This is a genomic window from Jannaschia halovivens (assembly GCF_046452375.1).
Lineage (GTDB): Bacteria > Pseudomonadota > Alphaproteobacteria > Rhodobacterales > Rhodobacteraceae > Jannaschia > Jannaschia halovivens.
In genome coordinates this window covers 196,585-212,164 of the sequence record NZ_JBKFDJ010000002.1, presented here as the reverse complement: position 1 = coordinate 212,164, position 15,580 = coordinate 196,585, and the positions used below count along the sequence as shown (strand labels likewise).

At 68.7% G+C, this 15,580-nt stretch carries 19 protein-coding genes and 1 riboswitch; of the genes, 10 read left to right on the top strand and 9 right to left on the bottom strand.

Annotated features, from left to right (window positions below; genetic code table 11):
• The first annotated feature begins 83 nt into the window (after positions 1 to 83).
• The 7 genes from ACK8OR_RS14440 to metK all read left to right on the top strand — a co-directional run bounded on the left by ACK8OR_RS14440 (position 84) and on the right by metK (position 5,856).
• Entirely contained in the window at positions 84 to 1,049 is a 966-nt protein-coding gene (locus tag ACK8OR_RS14440; protein ID WP_410190691.1) for a PhoH family protein, read from the top strand.
• Positions 1,046 to 1,411: a hypothetical protein gene (locus ACK8OR_RS14435; protein WP_410190115.1), complete on the top strand. Its 366-nt coding sequence runs from the start codon at positions 1,046 to 1,048 to the stop codon at positions 1,409 to 1,411. The genes ACK8OR_RS14440 and ACK8OR_RS14435 overlap by 4 nt, the downstream gene beginning before the upstream one ends.
• Positions 1,408 to 1,749, top strand: a complete 342-nt coding sequence (locus ACK8OR_RS14430; protein WP_410190114.1) for a ribonuclease E inhibitor RraB — start codon at positions 1,408 to 1,410, stop codon at positions 1,747 to 1,749. Before ACK8OR_RS14435 ends, ACK8OR_RS14430 begins: the two co-directional genes overlap by 4 nt.
• A complete protein-coding gene (gene ybeY / locus ACK8OR_RS14425) occupies positions 1,746 to 2,231 on the top strand; it encodes an rRNA maturation RNase YbeY (protein WP_410190113.1) in 486 nt (161 codons plus the stop codon). Before ACK8OR_RS14430 ends, ybeY begins: the two co-directional genes overlap by 4 nt.
• Positions 2,232 to 2,261: 30 nt before the next feature.
• Entirely contained in the window at positions 2,262 to 3,143 is an 882-nt protein-coding gene (locus tag ACK8OR_RS14420; RefSeq protein WP_410190112.1) for a hemolysin family protein, read from the top strand.
• Complete coding sequence (gene lnt, locus ACK8OR_RS14415) at positions 3,143 to 4,609, top strand: apolipoprotein N-acyltransferase (protein WP_410190111.1); 1,467 nt, start codon at positions 3,143 to 3,145, stop codon at positions 4,607 to 4,609. Before ACK8OR_RS14420 ends, lnt begins: the two co-directional genes overlap by 1 nt.
• A gap of 9 nt (positions 4,610 to 4,618) precedes the next feature.
• Positions 4,619 to 4,667, top strand: a riboswitch (SAM-SAH riboswitch).
• Between the two features lie 4 nt (positions 4,668 to 4,671).
• Positions 4,672 to 5,856: a methionine adenosyltransferase gene (gene metK / locus ACK8OR_RS14410; protein ID WP_410190110.1), complete on the top strand. Its 1,185-nt coding sequence runs from the start codon at positions 4,672 to 4,674 to the stop codon at positions 5,854 to 5,856.
• A 22-nt stretch (positions 5,857 to 5,878) separates the two neighbouring features.
• Here metK and ribD read toward each other — a convergent pair whose 3' ends face one another.
• From ribD to ACK8OR_RS14385, 5 genes are all read right to left on the bottom strand, one after another.
• The gene (gene ribD, locus ACK8OR_RS14405) at positions 5,879 to 6,985 is read right to left on the bottom strand and encodes a bifunctional diaminohydroxyphosphoribosylaminopyrimidine deaminase/5-amino-6-(5-phosphoribosylamino)uracil reductase RibD (RefSeq protein ID WP_410190109.1); all 1,107 of its coding nucleotides are present in this window, start codon (positions 6,983 to 6,985) and stop codon (positions 5,879 to 5,881) included.
• On the bottom strand, positions 6,982 to 7,446 hold the full coding sequence (gene nrdR / locus ACK8OR_RS14400) for a transcriptional regulator NrdR (protein WP_410190108.1): 465 nt from the start codon (positions 7,444 to 7,446) through the stop codon (positions 6,982 to 6,984). The genes ribD and nrdR overlap by 4 nt, the downstream gene beginning before the upstream one ends.
• 93 nt (positions 7,447 to 7,539) lie before the next feature.
• Positions 7,540 to 7,953, bottom strand: coding sequence for a secondary thiamine-phosphate synthase enzyme YjbQ (locus tag ACK8OR_RS14395; RefSeq protein WP_410190107.1), 414 nt, complete (start codon positions 7,951 to 7,953; stop codon positions 7,540 to 7,542).
• Positions 7,953 to 8,477: a DUF4166 domain-containing protein gene (locus tag ACK8OR_RS14390; RefSeq protein ID WP_410190106.1), complete on the bottom strand. Its 525-nt coding sequence runs from the start codon at positions 8,475 to 8,477 to the stop codon at positions 7,953 to 7,955. Before ACK8OR_RS14390 ends, ACK8OR_RS14395 begins: the two co-directional genes overlap by 1 nt.
• A complete protein-coding gene (locus ACK8OR_RS14385) occupies positions 8,474 to 8,935 on the bottom strand; it encodes a thiol-disulfide oxidoreductase DCC family protein (protein WP_410190105.1) in 462 nt (153 codons plus the stop codon). Before ACK8OR_RS14385 ends, ACK8OR_RS14390 begins: the two co-directional genes overlap by 4 nt.
• Positions 8,936 to 9,055: 120 nt before the next feature.
• On the opposite strand from ACK8OR_RS14385, the gene ACK8OR_RS14380 reads away from it, so the two are divergent.
• Together ACK8OR_RS14380 and ACK8OR_RS14375 are read left to right on the top strand one after the other, a co-directional pair.
• Complete coding sequence (locus tag ACK8OR_RS14380; RefSeq protein WP_410190104.1) at positions 9,056 to 9,259, top strand: dodecin family protein; 204 nt, start codon at positions 9,056 to 9,058, stop codon at positions 9,257 to 9,259.
• A gap of 100 nt (positions 9,260 to 9,359) precedes the next feature.
• A complete protein-coding gene (locus ACK8OR_RS14375; RefSeq protein WP_410190103.1) occupies positions 9,360 to 9,620 on the top strand; it encodes a hypothetical protein in 261 nt (86 codons plus the stop codon).
• A 15-nt stretch (positions 9,621 to 9,635) separates the two neighbouring features.
• Here the strand turns inward: ACK8OR_RS14375 and ACK8OR_RS14370 are convergent, their stop codons facing one another.
• On the bottom strand, positions 9,636 to 10,547 hold the full coding sequence (locus ACK8OR_RS14370) for a LysR family transcriptional regulator (protein WP_410190102.1): 912 nt from the start codon (positions 10,545 to 10,547) through the stop codon (positions 9,636 to 9,638).
• 190 nt (positions 10,548 to 10,737) lie between these two features.
• Between ACK8OR_RS14370 and ACK8OR_RS14365 the strand changes: the two genes are divergently transcribed.
• Positions 10,738 to 11,070 carry a hypothetical protein gene (locus tag ACK8OR_RS14365; protein WP_410190101.1) on the top strand — a complete coding sequence of 111 codons (333 nt, stop codon included), beginning with the start codon at positions 10,738 to 10,740 and terminating at the stop codon, positions 11,068 to 11,070.
• Positions 11,071 to 11,130: 60 nt separating this feature from the next.
• Here the strand turns inward: ACK8OR_RS14365 and ACK8OR_RS14360 are convergent, their stop codons facing one another.
• The 3 genes from ACK8OR_RS14360 to dnaG all read right to left on the bottom strand — a co-directional run bounded on the left by ACK8OR_RS14360 (position 11,131) and on the right by dnaG (position 15,573).
• Positions 11,131 to 11,391 (bottom strand): HlyU family transcriptional regulator, encoded by a 261-nt coding sequence (locus tag ACK8OR_RS14360; protein WP_410190100.1) that lies wholly within the window; start codon positions 11,389 to 11,391, stop codon positions 11,131 to 11,133.
• 151 nt (positions 11,392 to 11,542) lie between these two features.
• A complete protein-coding gene (rpoD, locus tag ACK8OR_RS14355) occupies positions 11,543 to 13,540 on the bottom strand; it encodes an RNA polymerase sigma factor RpoD (protein ID WP_410190099.1) in 1,998 nt (665 codons plus the stop codon).
• Between the two features lie 83 nt (positions 13,541 to 13,623).
• Positions 13,624 to 15,573, bottom strand: coding sequence for a DNA primase (dnaG, locus tag ACK8OR_RS14350; protein WP_410190098.1), 1,950 nt, complete (start codon positions 15,571 to 15,573; stop codon positions 13,624 to 13,626).
• Between the last annotated feature and the right edge of the window lie 7 nt (positions 15,574 to 15,580).

The window sequence follows — 15,580 nt, the reverse complement described above, 5'->3', positions numbered from 1 at the left end:
CTGACGAGGAATGACATTTGGCCCCGACCGCCTCTCCCGAGACCGCGCTGGCGATCCAGCTCGATTTTCCCGACAATCGCCTCATGATCGACCTCGTCGGTCCCGGCGGCGCCCATCTGGCCCAGATCGAGCAATTGCTCGGGGTTCAGGTCGTCAATCGCGGCAACACGCTCGTGGTGCATGGCGAGGCCGCGTCCGAGGGCGAGCGGGTGCTCAACGCGCTCTATGCCCGGCTCGAGGCGGGCAAGCAGGTCGACATGGGGGCCATCGACGCGCTGATCCGCCTGCGGGCGGATGACGGCGAGGCCCGGCCCGGCGACCAGGAAGAGATGTTCCCAGCCACCCCCGGTCTCGAGATCCGCACCCGCAAGAAGACGATGGAGCCGCGCACCGAGGCACAGAAGGCCTATACGCGCGCGCTTCTCGAGCATGAGCTGACCTTCGGGATCGGACCTGCTGGCACCGGCAAGACCTACATCGCCGTCGCCGTCGCGGTGTCGAAGTTCATCCAGGGCGAGGTCGACAAGATCATCCTGACCCGCCCGGCCGTCGAGGCGGGCGAGAAGCTCGGCTTCCTGCCGGGGACGCAGGACGAGAAGGTCGACCCCTACATGCAGCCGCTCTACGACGCGCTGGCCGACTTCCTGCCGGGCAAGCAGCTCCAGAAGCTGCGCGAGGAGAAGCGGGTCGAGATCGCGCCGCTGGCCTTCATGCGCGGGCGGACGCTGTCGAATGCCTTCGTCATCCTCGACGAGGCGCAGAACGCGACCACGATGCAGATGAAGATGTTTCTGACCCGTCTGGGGCAGGGGAGCCGGATGGCGATCACGGGCGACCGGAGCCAGGTCGATCTGCCGCGCGGTGTCCAATCGGGTCTGCGCGACGCCGAGCATATCCTGGACGGCGTGTCCGGCATCAGCTTCAACTACTTCACCGCGACGGACGTGGTGCGCCATCCGCTCGTGGCCAAGATCATCACCGCCTACGAGGCGGACGACACTCGACGCGAGGCGGCCCGTACCTTGCGCGAGACATCGGGACGCGAATGATCGGCGCGCTGATCGCCGGCGCCATCGCGGCGGTCTGGGCTGCGGTCCATGTCTGGATCGGCGGGCGCGAGGTGGCGCGACCTCTGCGGGCGGACCGGACCATGCCGCCGGTCGTCCGAGAGACGATGTGGATGTGCTGGCACATGGTGACGTCGGCGCTCGTCACGATGGCGGTACTGCTCCTCTGGGGCGGCTGGTCGGGCCGGACGGACCTGGTGCTGGCCGGGACGCTGCTGGCGGCGGCCGTGTCGGTGGGCGGCATCATGGCGATACCGGTCCTGGGCACGACGATCCGCCGCCTGCCGCAGGGCCTGCTCTTCCTGCCGGTCGCGGCCCTCGGCGTGCAGGCACTCGTCGGATGAGCGGGTTCGACTACGCCGCGCAGGAAGCCGAGACCGAGCGGCAATGGGCCGCGTTCTCGGCGGACCCCCGGATGCCCGCCGCCGCGCGGCTGGACCTGCATTTCGTACCCGGCCCGGAGGCGGACGCGACCGAGTTCATCGGCTGGCTCGAGGATCGGGGCTTCGAGATCGAGCATTATGAAGCGGACGAGGACAGCGGAGAGGCCGAGGTGATCGAGGCGCAGACGCCGACCATGGACCTGACGCTGGACGCGATCCGTGCCGAGGAGGTGCGGACGACCGAGGCCGCGCTCCGCTATGGCTGGGTGCCGACCGGGTGGGGGTTCATGGTGGAATGAGCGTCGATGTGCTTGTCGAGGACCCGCGCTGGACTGATCTGGAGCGGCTGGCGGACATCGCGGTGCCCGCAGCACTGGCGGCCAGCGGCCTCGACCCCGACGCGCATGAGGTCGCCGTTTTGGGCTGCAACGACACGCGTATCGCTGCCCTGAATGCCGATTTCCGGGGCAAGCCCGTGCCGACCAATGTGCTGAGCTGGCCGTCCGAGGAGCGCCACCCCGACCGCGCCCCCCGCGATCCCGAACTGGGCGATATCGCCATCGCCTTCGAGACCTGCACGCGCGAGGCGGAGGCGCAGGGCAAGCCCTTCGCCGCCCATGTCACCCATCTTCTCGTGCATGCGGTGCTGCACCTTCTGGGCCACGATCACGAGGATGACGACGAGGCCCGGCGCATGGAAGCGGCGGAGGTTCGCATCCTGACCGAATTGGGCCTTCCCGATCCCTATGCAGACGATATATTGAAGCCAGTCGGCGGTTGAGCCGACCTTGATGGAGGGCCGACGGGTCCAATGGACAACGACGGATCGTCTAGCGCCGCGCCCGGCGCGCAGGACGACACTCAGAGCGACGCCGAACCCGCCAATATGAGCGGCCGCCCCGGCTTCTTCGCCCGCGTATTCGGCGGGTTGACCCCCGATCCCCGGAGCGATGCCGACAACGGCGCGGAGGCCGCGACGCCGATGCCCGGCCTTCTCAACCTGCGTCTCAAGCGGCTAGACGACGTGCTGATCCCGCGCGCCGAAGTCGTGGCCGTGCCCGTCGATATCTCGCTGCCCGATCTGGTGGCGCGGTTCCGCGACAGCGGCCTGACGCGGATCCCGGTCTTCGAGGGGACGCTGGATGACCCGGTCGGCATGATCCATCTCAAGGATCTGGCGCTGAACCACGGGTTCAACGGCGACCGCGAGAAGCCCTTCGACATGCGGCCGCTGCTGCGCACCCTGATCTACGCGCCGCCCTCGATGCCGATCGGCGTGCTGCTGACCAAGATGCAGACGCAGCGCATCCATATGGCATTGGTGATCGACGAATATGGTGGCGTGGACGGGCTGGTGACGCTCGAGGACCTGATCGAACAGGTGCTGGGCGAGATCGAGGACGAACACGACCAGGACGAGGGCAAGTTCTGGCGGCAGGAGAAATCCGGCTGCTACCTCGCGCTGGCGCGGACGCCGATCGACGACTTCCAGGACGAAATCGGCTTCAAGCTGGTGGCCCCGGAGGACGAGGAGGAGATCGACACGCTGGGGGGTCTCGTCTTTATGCTCGCCGGACGCGTGCCCGAGCGGGGCGAGGTCATTCCCCATCCCTCGGGCGCCGAGATCGAGGTCGTCGACGCCGATCCCCGCCGCATCAAGCGCCTGCGCCTTCGGATGCCCGCCGCCGCCTGATGCTCGTTCTGCGCTCGATGGTGCCCGTCGCGGCCGGTCTCGTCGCGGCCCTGGGTCAAGCGCCTTGGTCGCTGTGGTGGGTGGCGATCCCGGCCTATCTGCTCGGCGTGTCGGCCATCGCGCAGTTGCGCTGGCCATTCCTCGCCGGGCTGGCCTTCGGGGCCGCGCATTTCGCCATTGCCCTTCTCTGGATCACCGAGCCGTTCCAGGTGGACGCGGCGGCGACCGCGTGGCTCGCGCCTGTGGCGCTGGGCGGTGTCGCGCTTGGCTTCGGGCTGATGTGGGGGATTGCGGGCTGGTTCGGGGCGCGGATCCTGGGGGGGCCGGTCGGCGTGGCGGTGGCGCTCGCCGCGGTCGAGCTTCTGCGCTCATACCTTCTGACCGGCTTCCCGTGGGCGCTGCCGGGGCATGTGCTGATCGGCTCGCCCGCACTGCCCGCCGCAGCCCTGATGGGCGCGCATGGGCTGGGGATCGCGATCCTGCTCGGCGCGGGCCTGATCGCGACGCGGCGGGCGGTCGCGATCGCGCTGGGCCTCGGCCTTTGGGTTCTGCCGTTCGGTGTCGCGGCGGTCTTGCCGCCCGCGCCGGAGACGGCGGCGAACGCGCCCGTCATCCGGTTGGTGCAGCCTAATGCACCCCAACACCTGAAATGGGACCCGGACTGGGTCGGCACATTCTTCCGCCGTGGCCTCGAGGAAACGGCATCCCCCGGCGAGATCGACGCGGTCGTCTGGCCCGAGACCGCGCTGCCGCAGCTTCTCCGTTACAGCGAAGCCGTGCGCCCGATGATCGCTTCGGCCGCCGGCGGCCTGCCGGTCGTGGTCGGCGCGCAGCGCTACGATACCGATGGTGCACCCCGCAACACGATGGTCCTGCTCGACGGGGCGGGCAAGGTCACGCTGACCTATGACAAGCACCGGCTCGTGCCGTTCGGGGAGTTCCTGCCCGTCGCGCCGCTCTTTGACGCGATCGGGATCGGGCCGCTGGCCGCGCGGCTGGCGGGGGTTTACGCGCCCGGTCCGGGTCCGATCACCTTCGATCTGCCCAGCGTCGGATCGGTCATCCCGATGATCTGCTACGAGGCGATTTTCCCGCAGGATCTGCGGCGTGTCGATCGGCCCACAGCGATCCTGCACTTGACCAACGATGCCTGGTTCGGCACCCGCTTCGGGCCGCAGCAGCACCTGGCCCTCGCCCGCCTGCGCGCCGCCGAAAGCGGGCTGCCGCTGCTCCGGGCGGCCAATACCGGGGTGTCCGCGGCGATCGATGCGCGCGGGCGCCTGCTTGCCGCGCTGCCCTTGGGCGAGGCGGGCCATCTCGACGTGGCCCTGCCCGGCGCGCTGCCGCCGACGCCCTACATGGCCACTGGCGATTGGGCTCCGCTCCTGTTGCTCGCGGCCCTCGCGAGCGCGCTTTTCACCCTTCGACGCCGGAATGCGGTTGAACGGGCGGGGGAACGCACATAGCGGTGTCCTCCACTGCCCCAACGGCTTCCTGACGGGGCGCGCCTAGAATATCGGAGCACCCCATGTCCTCGCGCAAGAACTTCTCCTTCACCTCGGAATCCGTGTCCGAGGGCCATCCGGACAAGGTCTGCGACCGCATCTCCGATGCCGTCCTTGACGCCTTCCTCGCCGAAGAGCCCGAGGCGCGCGTCGCCTGCGAGACCTTCGCCACCTCGGGCATGGTCGTGGTCGGCGGCGAGGTCGGTCTCTCGGATCAGGAGCGGCTGAAGAACTACATGGGCCGCATCTCGGGCATCGCGCGCGATTGCATCAAGGATATCGGCTACGAGCAGGAACAGTTCCACTGGAACACCTGCCACGTCCTGAACTTCCTGCACGAACAATCCGCCCATATCGCGCAGGGCGTGGACGCCAAGGCCGACAAGGACGAGGGCGCGGGCGATCAGGGCATCATGTTCGGCTATGCGGTCGACGAGACGCCCGAGCTGATGCCCGCCCCGATCCAGTACAGCCATGCGATCCTGCGACGGCTGGCCGAGGTCCGCAAGGACGGGACCGAGACCGCGCTGCGTCCCGACGCGAAGTCGCAGCTGACGCTCCGCTACGAGGACGGCAAGCCGGTCGAGGTCACGTCCATCGTGCTCTCGACCCAGCACGAGAGCGAGGACCAGAGCTCCGACGACATCCGCGCCATCGTCGAGCCCTATATCCGCGAGGTTCTGCCGTCGGGCTGGATCACCGAGGCCACCGAATGGTGGGTCAACCCGACCGGCACCTTCGTTATCGGCGGGCCGGATGGCGACGCAGGCCTGACCGGGCGCAAGATCATCGTCGACACCTATGGCGGGGCCGCGCCCCATGGCGGCGGCGCGTTCTCGGGCAAGGACCCGACCAAGGTCGACCGCTCGGCGGCCTATGCGGCGCGCTACCTGGCCAAGAACGTCGTGGCCGCCGGGCTGGCCACGCGCTGCACGCTGCAGCTCAGCTATGCGATCGGGGTGGCCAAGCCGCTTTCGATCTACGTCGACACCCACGGCACCGGCGAGACGCCCGAGGCCGAGATCGAGCGCGCGGTCGCATCCGTCATGGACCTGACGCCGCGCGGCATCCGCGAGCATCTGGGTCTCAACAAGCCGATCTACCAGCGGACAGCGGCCTATGGCCATTTCGGGCGTTCGCCCGATGCCGATGGCGGCTTCTCGTGGGAGCGGGTGGACCTGGCGGATGCGCTGAAGGGCGCGCTCTGACGCACGGACCTTTCGGCTGGGATCAGGTGGCGTCCGCCGCCGGATCCTTCGCCTGCCAGCGATGCAGCACGTCCGGCCCGAGCGCGCGCACGTCGCGAAGGCGCAGGCGCGGCGCGTCGGCCAGCGCGCTGAGGCCCATCGCCCCGAGCGCGGGCACGCCCTCGGCGCCGATCGCGGCCCCGGCGGTGTAGACGTCCAGCCGATCCACCAGCCCGGCGGCCAGAAGCGACGCGGCGAGCGAGCCACCCCCCTCACAATAGACGCGCGTCAGCCCCCGGTCGCCCAGCACCCGCAGCGCCGTCTCCAGTTCGATCTGCCCACCCTCGCCGGTGGGGCAGGGCAGGAGCGTCGCCCGACCCTCGAACGCACGCATCGCCTCGGCAGGGGCCGCCCCGTGCAGCAGCCAGACCGGCGCGCCCGTCCCGTCGAAGATCCGCGCGTCCGAAGGCAGGGACAGTCGCCGCGACAGCACCACGCGCACCGGTTGCGGCAGGGTCCCCATGCCGCGCACGTCGAGCCTCGGGTCGTCGGCGAGCACCGTCCCGGCACCCACCAGAACGGCGTCGTGGCACGCGCGCTGGGCGTGGACATGGGCGCGGGCGACCGGCCCGGTGATCCACCGGCTCTCGCCGCTGGCCGTGGCGATCCGCCCGTCGAGCGTCGCCGCGAGCTTCAGCGTCAGCATCGGACGGCCCCGCCTGATCCGGCTGAGGAACCCGGCATGATGCCCGCCCGCCGCGGCTTCGCGCACCCCGAGCGTCACCGCGATCCCGGCCGCGCGCAGCCGCGCGATCCCGCCACCATCTACGCGCGGATCGGGATCCTGCTGGGCAATGACGACCCGCGCGATCCCGGCCGTGATCAGCGCCTCGGCGCAGGGTGGGGTTTGGCCATGATGGGCACAGGGTTCAAGCGTCACGTAAGCCGTGGCGCCCCGCGCTTCGTCCCCGGCCTGCGCCAGCGCGACAGTTTCGGCATGGGGCCGACCGCCATCCGCGGTGACGCCGCGCCCGACGACGCGGCCCTTGGCCACGATCACGCAACCGACCGCCGGGTTCGGCCAGACGCGCCCGAGGCCCCGCGCGGCCAAGGCCAGCGCGGCGTCCATCCAGGCGGCGTCGTCCCTCATGCGTCGGTGTCGGGCGGGCGCAGCTTCTCGACGAAATCCTCGAAATCGTCGGCGGCCTGGAAGTTCTTGTAAACGCTGGCGAAGCGCACATAGGCGACCGTGTCGATCCGGGCGAGGCTCTCCATCACGATCTCGCCGATGGATTTCGACGGGATGTCCGTTTCGCCCATGCTTTCCAGCCGCCGCACGATCCCCGAGATCATCTGGTCGATCCGCTCGGGGTCGACCGGGCGCTTCTGCATCGAGATGCGGATCGAACGCTCGAGCTTGTCGCGATCGAACTCCTCGCGCTTGCCGTTGGACTTGATGACGACCAGGTCGCGCAGTTGGACGCGTTCGTAGGTGGTGAACCGCCCGCCGCAGGCCGGGCAGAAGCGCCGACGCCGGATGGCGACGTGATCCTCGGCCGGGCGCGAGTCCTTCACCTGGGTGTCGACGTTTCCGCAGAACGGGCAGCGCATGGGCGTCTCCTTCGGCGACCCCGAGATATGGGGGCCGCGACCAGCATTGGATGCGGCGCCACTTTGCCCCCCCATCGGTTGTGAGGCAAGGCGTCAGTCCGCCCGGAAATGCAGCACCACCTCGCGGCGATGGGGCCGGTCGCGATGTTCCCAGAGATAGATCCCCTGCCAGGTCCCGAGGCGCATCCGCCCCGCCGCGACCGGGATCTGGAGCGAGACCGGCAGGAGCGCCGCCTTGATATGCCCCGGCATGTCGTCGGGGCCTTCGTAGGTGTGGGTCAGGTCCGCCATCGCCGGGTCGGTGGTCGGAGGGACCGTACGGTGGAGCCAAGTCTGGAGGTCGGCCTGTACCTCGGGGTCGGCATTCTCCTGAATGAGGATCGAGCAGGAGGTGTGCCGCACGAACAGCGTCAGAAGCCCGTCCTCCGATGGAAGCCATGCCGCGACACGGTCGGTGAATTCGGTCAGTCCGGGACCGCCGGTTCGAATGGTGATCGTCGTCTGCATCAATCGGGTTCCAGCACGCCGTGATAGCGGATGACGCGGCCGAGGCCGGGCGCATGGCCGCCGACATCGAACCGCAGCCCGCGTCCCTCGGCCGTCTCGAGGCCACCGCCTTCGCCCACGAGGCGGGCGGGTGCCATCACGAGGCCGATGCCCGCGCCGATGATCCGCAACCGCAACCGCAATCCGTCCGGCACGGGCTCGGGGCGCATTTGGACGCGGATCGCGCCGATCCGTTCGAGCACGGTGCCGTCCGGGCCGGGCCCGAGACGGGACGCGAAGACATGGGTCCCGAAGCGGCGCGTCCAGACCTCGTCGCGTCCGTCTGCGGCGATCTCGAGGCTGAACGGCCCGGTCCCCGCAACCGTCGGCAGCCCCATCGCCCGCGTGATGCGGCGGGCCAGGGTGCCGCCGGTCTCTACCGTCGCGGTTCCGCGCCAGAGGCCGCCCCGACCGTGCAACGCGCGCAGGGGTGCGGGCAGATCGTCGAAGGCCGGACCCATCGCACGCGCGATCAGGCTGGTCACGCGGCGCGCCCGAGGTCGAGGAAGCGGGCGCGAACGTCCGGCGCGGGGATCATGCAGCTCTCGGTCCGCCCGAAGATCCGGTATCGGTTGCGCGCGATCCGGTGATAGAGGCCGGAGCGAAGCGGCTCGGGAATAAGGCGCGCCACCGCCAGCGCCCGCCAGGGCCAGCCCAGTGCGGACATCGCCGCGCCGAAGGCGTCGAGACGTTCGTGGATGCGTGCGTCCACGATCACGAGGTTCGTCTCGAACATGTCGGTCGGCAGCCCGAGGTCGCGATACATGGCCTGCCCGAGATCGGATTGCGCCGTCACGAAGGCGAAGCGCTGGGCCCGGTCATGGCGCAGTACGAAGCGGAAGAAGCGCGAACAGAGGACGCAGACGCCGTCGAACACGATGACGTCGCGATCCCCGAGCGCCGCGCGGACGCGGGGCGATAGTCTGTGAAGGTCACGGCTCACGGGCGGAGACGCTAGGTGTCGGCGGGGCTGCGGTCCAGATCGGACGGCGCGCAGGGCCTCGTTGACGCAGCGGAAGCGAGGGCGCAGGCTGCCGGCCTTTACAGATGAAAGGACGAACCCATGAGCATCGCACGCGTGACCGAGATCTCCGCCACCTCCGACGTCAGCTTCGACGACGCCGTCGCACAGGGCGTCGCCCGCGCCAACGAGACGCTGCGCAATGTGCAAAGTGCTTGGGTGAAAGAACAATATGTCCGGGTCACCGACGGCAAGGTCGATCACTACCAGGTCAACATGATGGTGACCTTCATCCTCGAGGACTGATCGTCGCAGGTCGCGCGGGCCGGGGAACCGACCCCCCGGCCCGGCGGGTTGCACCCCTGATGATCGTGGCCGCGTGGGCCGCAGCGAAGGGAGGATGACCATGTCGACGACCCGAACCGACACCACCCGCCGCGATGCCGACGGCGCGCGGACGGTCCCGGCCGACAGCGAGATCGGCACGACCCATGACCCCAATTCGGTAACCGCCGGCATGACCGGCGCATCCGCGGGCCGGCAATCGCCGCGCCCTGATGGCGGGCCGACGACCCGGCCCGATCCCGATCCGGGCGCGCGGACGGATCCCGCCTACAAGCCCGATCGCACGCCCGACCGTCGTCATGTCGGAACACCGGATCGCTAGAGGCGAAGTCGGGGCCTAGCCCTTCGGGTGCGCGCTCTCGACGGGCCGCTTTCCATCCGGACGCGCGAAGATCGTGTGAAAGCTCTCCCGCAGCGCGGCCATCACGGTCTGTACGCGGCGCAGCTCAACCGTGTCGGGATGGGCATGGAGATACATCACGCGACGTAGATGCACGGCGTTCGGCCCGACGCTTTCAAGATCGGCGCAGCTCTCCGCGAGACAGATCGGCAGGATCGCGCGCCCGAGGCCGGCCTTGGCGGCATCGAGCACGTCACGCGCGTCGGTGGAGGTCAGGCGAATGCGTTCCTCGTCGGAGGCACGAATGCGCTGATGCCACCTGAGCGGGGCACGGCGGGGACTGTCTTCGTCGAAGAAGGATACCCAAGGCAGGAGGTCCGGGTTCGAACCCCGCGCGGCGTAGACGGCGTAATCGACCTCACCCAGCGGAACGGCGAACTCGCCCGGACGTGGCGCGCGCTCGAACCACACCGCCAGCGTCGCCTCGCCTCGCATGGGCGACCGCGGCTCATGTGCGATGAGGCGCAGGTCGATGCCCGGATTGGTCCCCAGGAGATCCGGCAGCAGCGAGCGCGTCAGCGCGTTCAGAACCCACGGGTTCCCGAGAAGCCGCAGAAGGCCGCGCGGACCGGATGCGGTCTCGGCCACGTCGTCGCCGAGCCGAGCGACCCTCCGTTCGATCTCATGCGCATGGTCCAGTGCCCGCTGCCCCGCCTCGGTCGGGGACAGGCCGCTGCGGCTGCGCACGAAGAGTGGCAGCCCCAGTTGTCCTTCCAGTGCCGACAGACGCCGGCTGGCCGTCGACTGGTCTATATCCAGAAGCAGCGCCGCCCGCGACAGCGAGCCCGTCCGCGCGATGGCGAGTGCCACCTTAAGATTGTCCCAGACGAACATGCTGGCGTCGATCATCGCGGCCCCCACCCTGCGGTTCCCGCACCGTAGCATGATATTCGAAGCAGGTTCCCACGTTTGCGCATAACGCTCCTGCGCGCGTTCCGGTTCGCAGACCGTCGGTCACCCGCTAGCGAGAGCGCGTCGGGCGCAGGCATGGCACTACGCGAGCCGCCGCCCCGATCGCCACGCAACGAAAGGGAACACGATGGGACTTCAGATGAATATCGGCGGCGGGCTCGTTCTGGCCGTGGTGCTCGCGGGCTGCGCGCCGCCGCAGGTCGCGCCCCGCATCGTGGCCGAGCCGGTCTTCAACAAGATGGGGGCCGTCGTCGGATGCACCGATGGCCGTGACCCAACACCGGTCGCCGGAACTACGACCGTGCCGGTGAATCCCTGCCTCCCGCCGGAGGAATGCGAGCCGGGCACCACCGCTACGGCCGCGACGCTGCCTTGCACGCCGCTGCCGAGCCGCGGCGACGACCGCGACAGTGGCACGCCCGCAGATGGCGGCGGCACGCCCGGACGTGGACGCCCCTGAGCGAGGCGCCATCGGGAAAGGGGTGGACGGACCCAAGCCGTCCATCCCCGTCTCGCGATCTCAGAAGATGCGGTCGCCCTGCTCGTCGATGACCTGCCGTGCCTTGCCGAGCGAGGCTTCGACGGCGGCTTCCCAGTCCCGGATCGTGTCGGCGCGGATCAACTCGTGCTGCCGTCCGTCTTTCTCGATCAGCGCCGCGATGCGGAATCCGTCCGATGTCTTCGTCGGCTGCGGCGTGATCGTGAAGCCTTGATATTCGGTCGTCGATGTCGCGGGGGGCGGGGCACTGCCGCCGCCGAACAGGCGGGAGAGGATGGACATGACGCGGCTCCGGCAAGGGTTCGGGTGATCCGTCAAGTATAGGACGCCGCGCCGCGATTTGAACCCGATGCCGGATCGGGGGGCTTGAGCGTAAGGCCAGAACGCGAACGGGCCGCCCGAAGGCGGCCCGTCGATCACGCGGCTGTCGCGCCTATTGGTCGAGGAACGAGCGCAGCTTCCGCGACCGGCTGGGATGCTTGAGCTTGCGCAGCGCCTTGGCCTCGATCTGCCGGATCCGTTCGCGGGTCACCGAGAACTGCTGACCGACCTCCTCGAGCGTGTGGTCGGTGTTCATGCCGATGCCGAAGCGCATCCGCAGCACCCGCTCCTCGCGCGGTGTCAGCGAGGCGAGGACACGCGTCGTCGTCTCCTTCAGGTTCTCCTGGATGGCCGAATCCAGCGGCAGGACGGCATTCTTGTCCTCGATGAAGTCGCCGAGCTGCGAATCCTCCTCGTCGCCGATGGGCGTCTCGAGCGAGATCGGCTCCTTGGCGATCTTCATCACCTTGCGGACCTTCTCCAGCGGCATCTGCAGCTTGGCCGCCAACTCCTCGGGCGTCGGCTCGCGCCCGATCTCGTGGAGCATCTGGCGACCCGTGCGGACCAGCTTGTTGATGGTCTCGATCATGTGGACAGGGATACGGATCGTGCGCGCCTGGTCGGCAATCGACCGGGTGATCGCCTGCCGGATCCACCACGTCGCGTAGGTCGAGAACTTGTAGCCGCGGCGATACTCGAACTTGTCGACGGCCTTCATCAGGCCGATATTGCCTTCCTGAATGAGATCAAGGAATTGCAGGCCGCGGTTGGTGTATTTCTTGGCGATCGAGATCACGAGGCGCAAGTTGGCCTCGACCATCTCCTTCTTGGCCTGACGGGCTTCCTTCTCGCCCTTCTGGACCTGGTTCACGATGCGGCGGAATTCGTTGATGTCGACGCCGACATATTGCCCGACCTGGGCCATGTCGCCGCGCAGCTCCTCGACCTTGTCGCGATTGCGCTCGAACAGGGCCTGCCAGCCGCGACCGGTCTTCTCGGTCATGCGGTCGACCCAGCCGGGATCGAGCTCGTGGCCGCGATATTCCTCGATGAACTCGCGGCGGTTGATGCGGGCCTGGTCGGCCAGCTTCACCATGCCCGAGTCGATCGACATGATCCGGCGGTTGATGCCGTAAAGCTGGTCGATCAGCGCCTCGATGCGGTTGTTGTGAAGGTGGAGGCCGTTCACCAGTTCCACGATCTCGGAGCGGAGTTCCTGGTAGGCGTCCTCGGCCTTCGACGAGAACGTGTCATCCTCGTTCAGCGTCGCGCTGATCCGCAGATCCTGCATCTCGGCCAGCTTGGCGTAGTCGCCCGCGATGACGTCGAGAGTCTCGAGGACGCGGGGCTTCAGCGCCGCCTCCATCGCGGCCAGCGACATGTTCTGGCCCTCGTCTTCGTCGTCGTCATCGTCGTCTTCGGTGGCGATCGGATTGCCGTCCGCATCGAGCTCGGCCTTCGTTTCGCCGCTTGAGGCGTTGTCGTTCGCGGGGGCGGTGGCGCCGACCACGGACGTCTCGCCCTCTTCCTCGAGCTGGTCGCCGAAGGTCGTTTCGAGGTCGATCACGTCCCGCAGGAGGATGTCCTCGGACAGGAGTTCGTCGCGCCAGATCGTGATGGCCTGGAAGGTCAGCGGGCTTTCGCAGAGCCCGAGGATCATGGTGTTCCGCCCGGCCTCGATCCGCTTGGCGATCGCGATCTCGCCCTCGCGGGACAGAAGCTCGACCGAGCCCATCTCGCGCAGATACATGCGCACCGGGTCGTCGGTGCGGTCGAGTTTCTGCTCGGTCGAATCGGTCGTGGCGACGTCGCCGCCCTTCTTCGAGGCGTCGACGACGGCGGTCGAACCCTCGGGCTTCGCGTCGTCCTCGTCCTCGGCCTCCTCGGCCTCGACGATATTGATACCCATCTCCGAGAGCATCGACATGACGTCCTCGATCTGCTCGGACGAGACCTGCTCGGGCGGAAGCACTTCGTTGAGCTGGTCGTAGGTGATGTATCCCCGCGTCCGTGCTTCGGAGATCATGCGTTTGACGGCCGCCTGCGACATGTCGAGCGAGATATCGCCCTCGTTGTCCTGCGCTTTCTGGTCGTCCGTGTCCTTGGCCATCGCCTCGCGCTCCTTCGGGGAGTGGTTCTTATGGGCTGTCCCGACGAATCAGTAGACCGATTCGCCGGGAGCCGCATCCCGAATCACTTCTTCTTCGTTTTCTTCCAGACTTCTGTGTCCAGCAGGCCCTGCAGGTAATCCGACATTCCCGCAGCGTCCTCGCCAGTCGCATCGTCCGTGGTTCGCGCCCGCTGGGCGGCATCGTGGCGGCGCGCGGCCTCGGCCAGGCGCCATGTCAGGGCCTCGTCGGCCCCGTCGTCGAAATCCTCCATCGCCTCGCGACGTTCGCGGTCCGCGCCGCGCCGGGCCGCCAGCCGCGTCACCGCGTCCTCGACGCAAAGGCGTGCTTGTTCGGCGCCGCGACGGACGGGCGAGATGCGGACATGGCTTTGCGCCAGAAGCGTTTCAAGGGTCTCGGGATCCAGCCGGTCCTGCACCATGTCCGAATCGATGCCCGGCGGCATCCGCAGAAGGGCGGCGGCGAGGGATCCGTGCGGTCCAGACCAGCCCAGCGCCTCCAGGCGGTCGGCGAAGGTCTCGATCAGGTCGGGATGCAACACCAGCCCCGCGAGGATCACCTGTTCCAGCACGAGATCGGGCGCTGCGCCCGAGGCCAGCGCCGAGCTGCGCGCGCTGGTGCTGGCGGGCGGGGGCGCGTGGCGACGGGCACGGAACTCGGATGCAGGCACCCAGGGCCGAGCGGAGCGATCCGGCGCACCCGGTGCGGTGGGAGCCATGGGCGCGTCGAGCGGCAGGCCGAAGAGCTCGGCCCGTCGGCGCTTAACGTCCTCGGCGTAATGCTTGCGCAGGCGCGTGTCCTTGATCCGGCTGATCACGGCGAGCAGATCGCGGTCCAGCGCGGCGCGGCGTTCGGGGCTGTCGAAGGACTTCCCCTCGATCTCGCGCGCCCAGAGCAGCGCAAGCATCGGCTGCGCGCCGTCGATGACGGCCTGCATCGCGGCGCGGCCCTCGACGCGGATCAGGTCGTCGGGGTCCTGGCCCTCGGGCAGCACGGCGAAGCGCAGGGATTGACCCGCCTCGATCAGGGGCAAGGCGAGATCGGCCACCCGAAGGCCCGCGCGCTGACCGGCGGCATCGCCGTCGAGGGCGATCAGCGGCTCGGGTGTCACGCGCCACATCAGTTGCAGCTGGCGCTCGGTGACGGCGGTCCCCAGCGGCGCGACGGCGGCCTCGAACCCGGCCTGATGCAGCGCGATGACGTCCATGTAGCCCTCGGCCACGAGGAAGGGCTGGCCCTGACCGGCCGCGGTGCGGGCGGGGCCGAGATTGTAGAGATTGGCGCCCTTGTCGAAGAGCGCTGTCTCGGGCGAGTTCAGGTATTTCGCAGGCGAGTTCGGGTTCATCGCGCGTCCGCCGAAGCCGATGCAACGGCTGCGCGCGTCGCGGATCGGGAAGATGATGCGGTTGATGAAGCGGTCGCGGCGGCGGCCGTCGTCTTCGGCCACGCCGAGGCCCGCGCCCTCGATCAGGTCCCAAGGGATGCCCTTCCCCTCGAGCGCCTTGATGAGGCCGTCGGCCTCGGTCGGCGCGAAGCCGATCTCGAACCGGTCCTGCGTCTTGGCCGACAGGCCCCGCCCGTCGAGATAGCGGCGGGCGTCCGATCCAGCCCCGGCGGCGAGCTGCATCCGGAACCACTTGGCGGCGGCTTCCGTGACCTCGGCCAGTCGCGTCCGCAGATCGGCCTTCTCTGCGGCGCGGGGGTCCTTGGCGGGCATCTCCATCCCCGCTTCGGCGGCGAGGATCTCGACCGCCTCCATGAAGCCCACGTTCTCGGTCTCCTGCACGAACCCGAAGAGGTTGCCCTTCGCCTGGCAGCCGAAGCAGTAATAGAACCCCTTCCGGTCATCGACGTGGAAGCTGGCCGTCTTCTCCTGATGGAACGGGCAGGGCGCCCACCAGTCGCCCTTGGCTTGGTTGGTCTTCTTCATGTCCCAGACGACCTTGCGCCCGACCACGGCCGAAAGGCTGAGGCGGTTCCGCAAATCGTCGAGGAAACTGTCGGGCAGGCGCATCACCGGA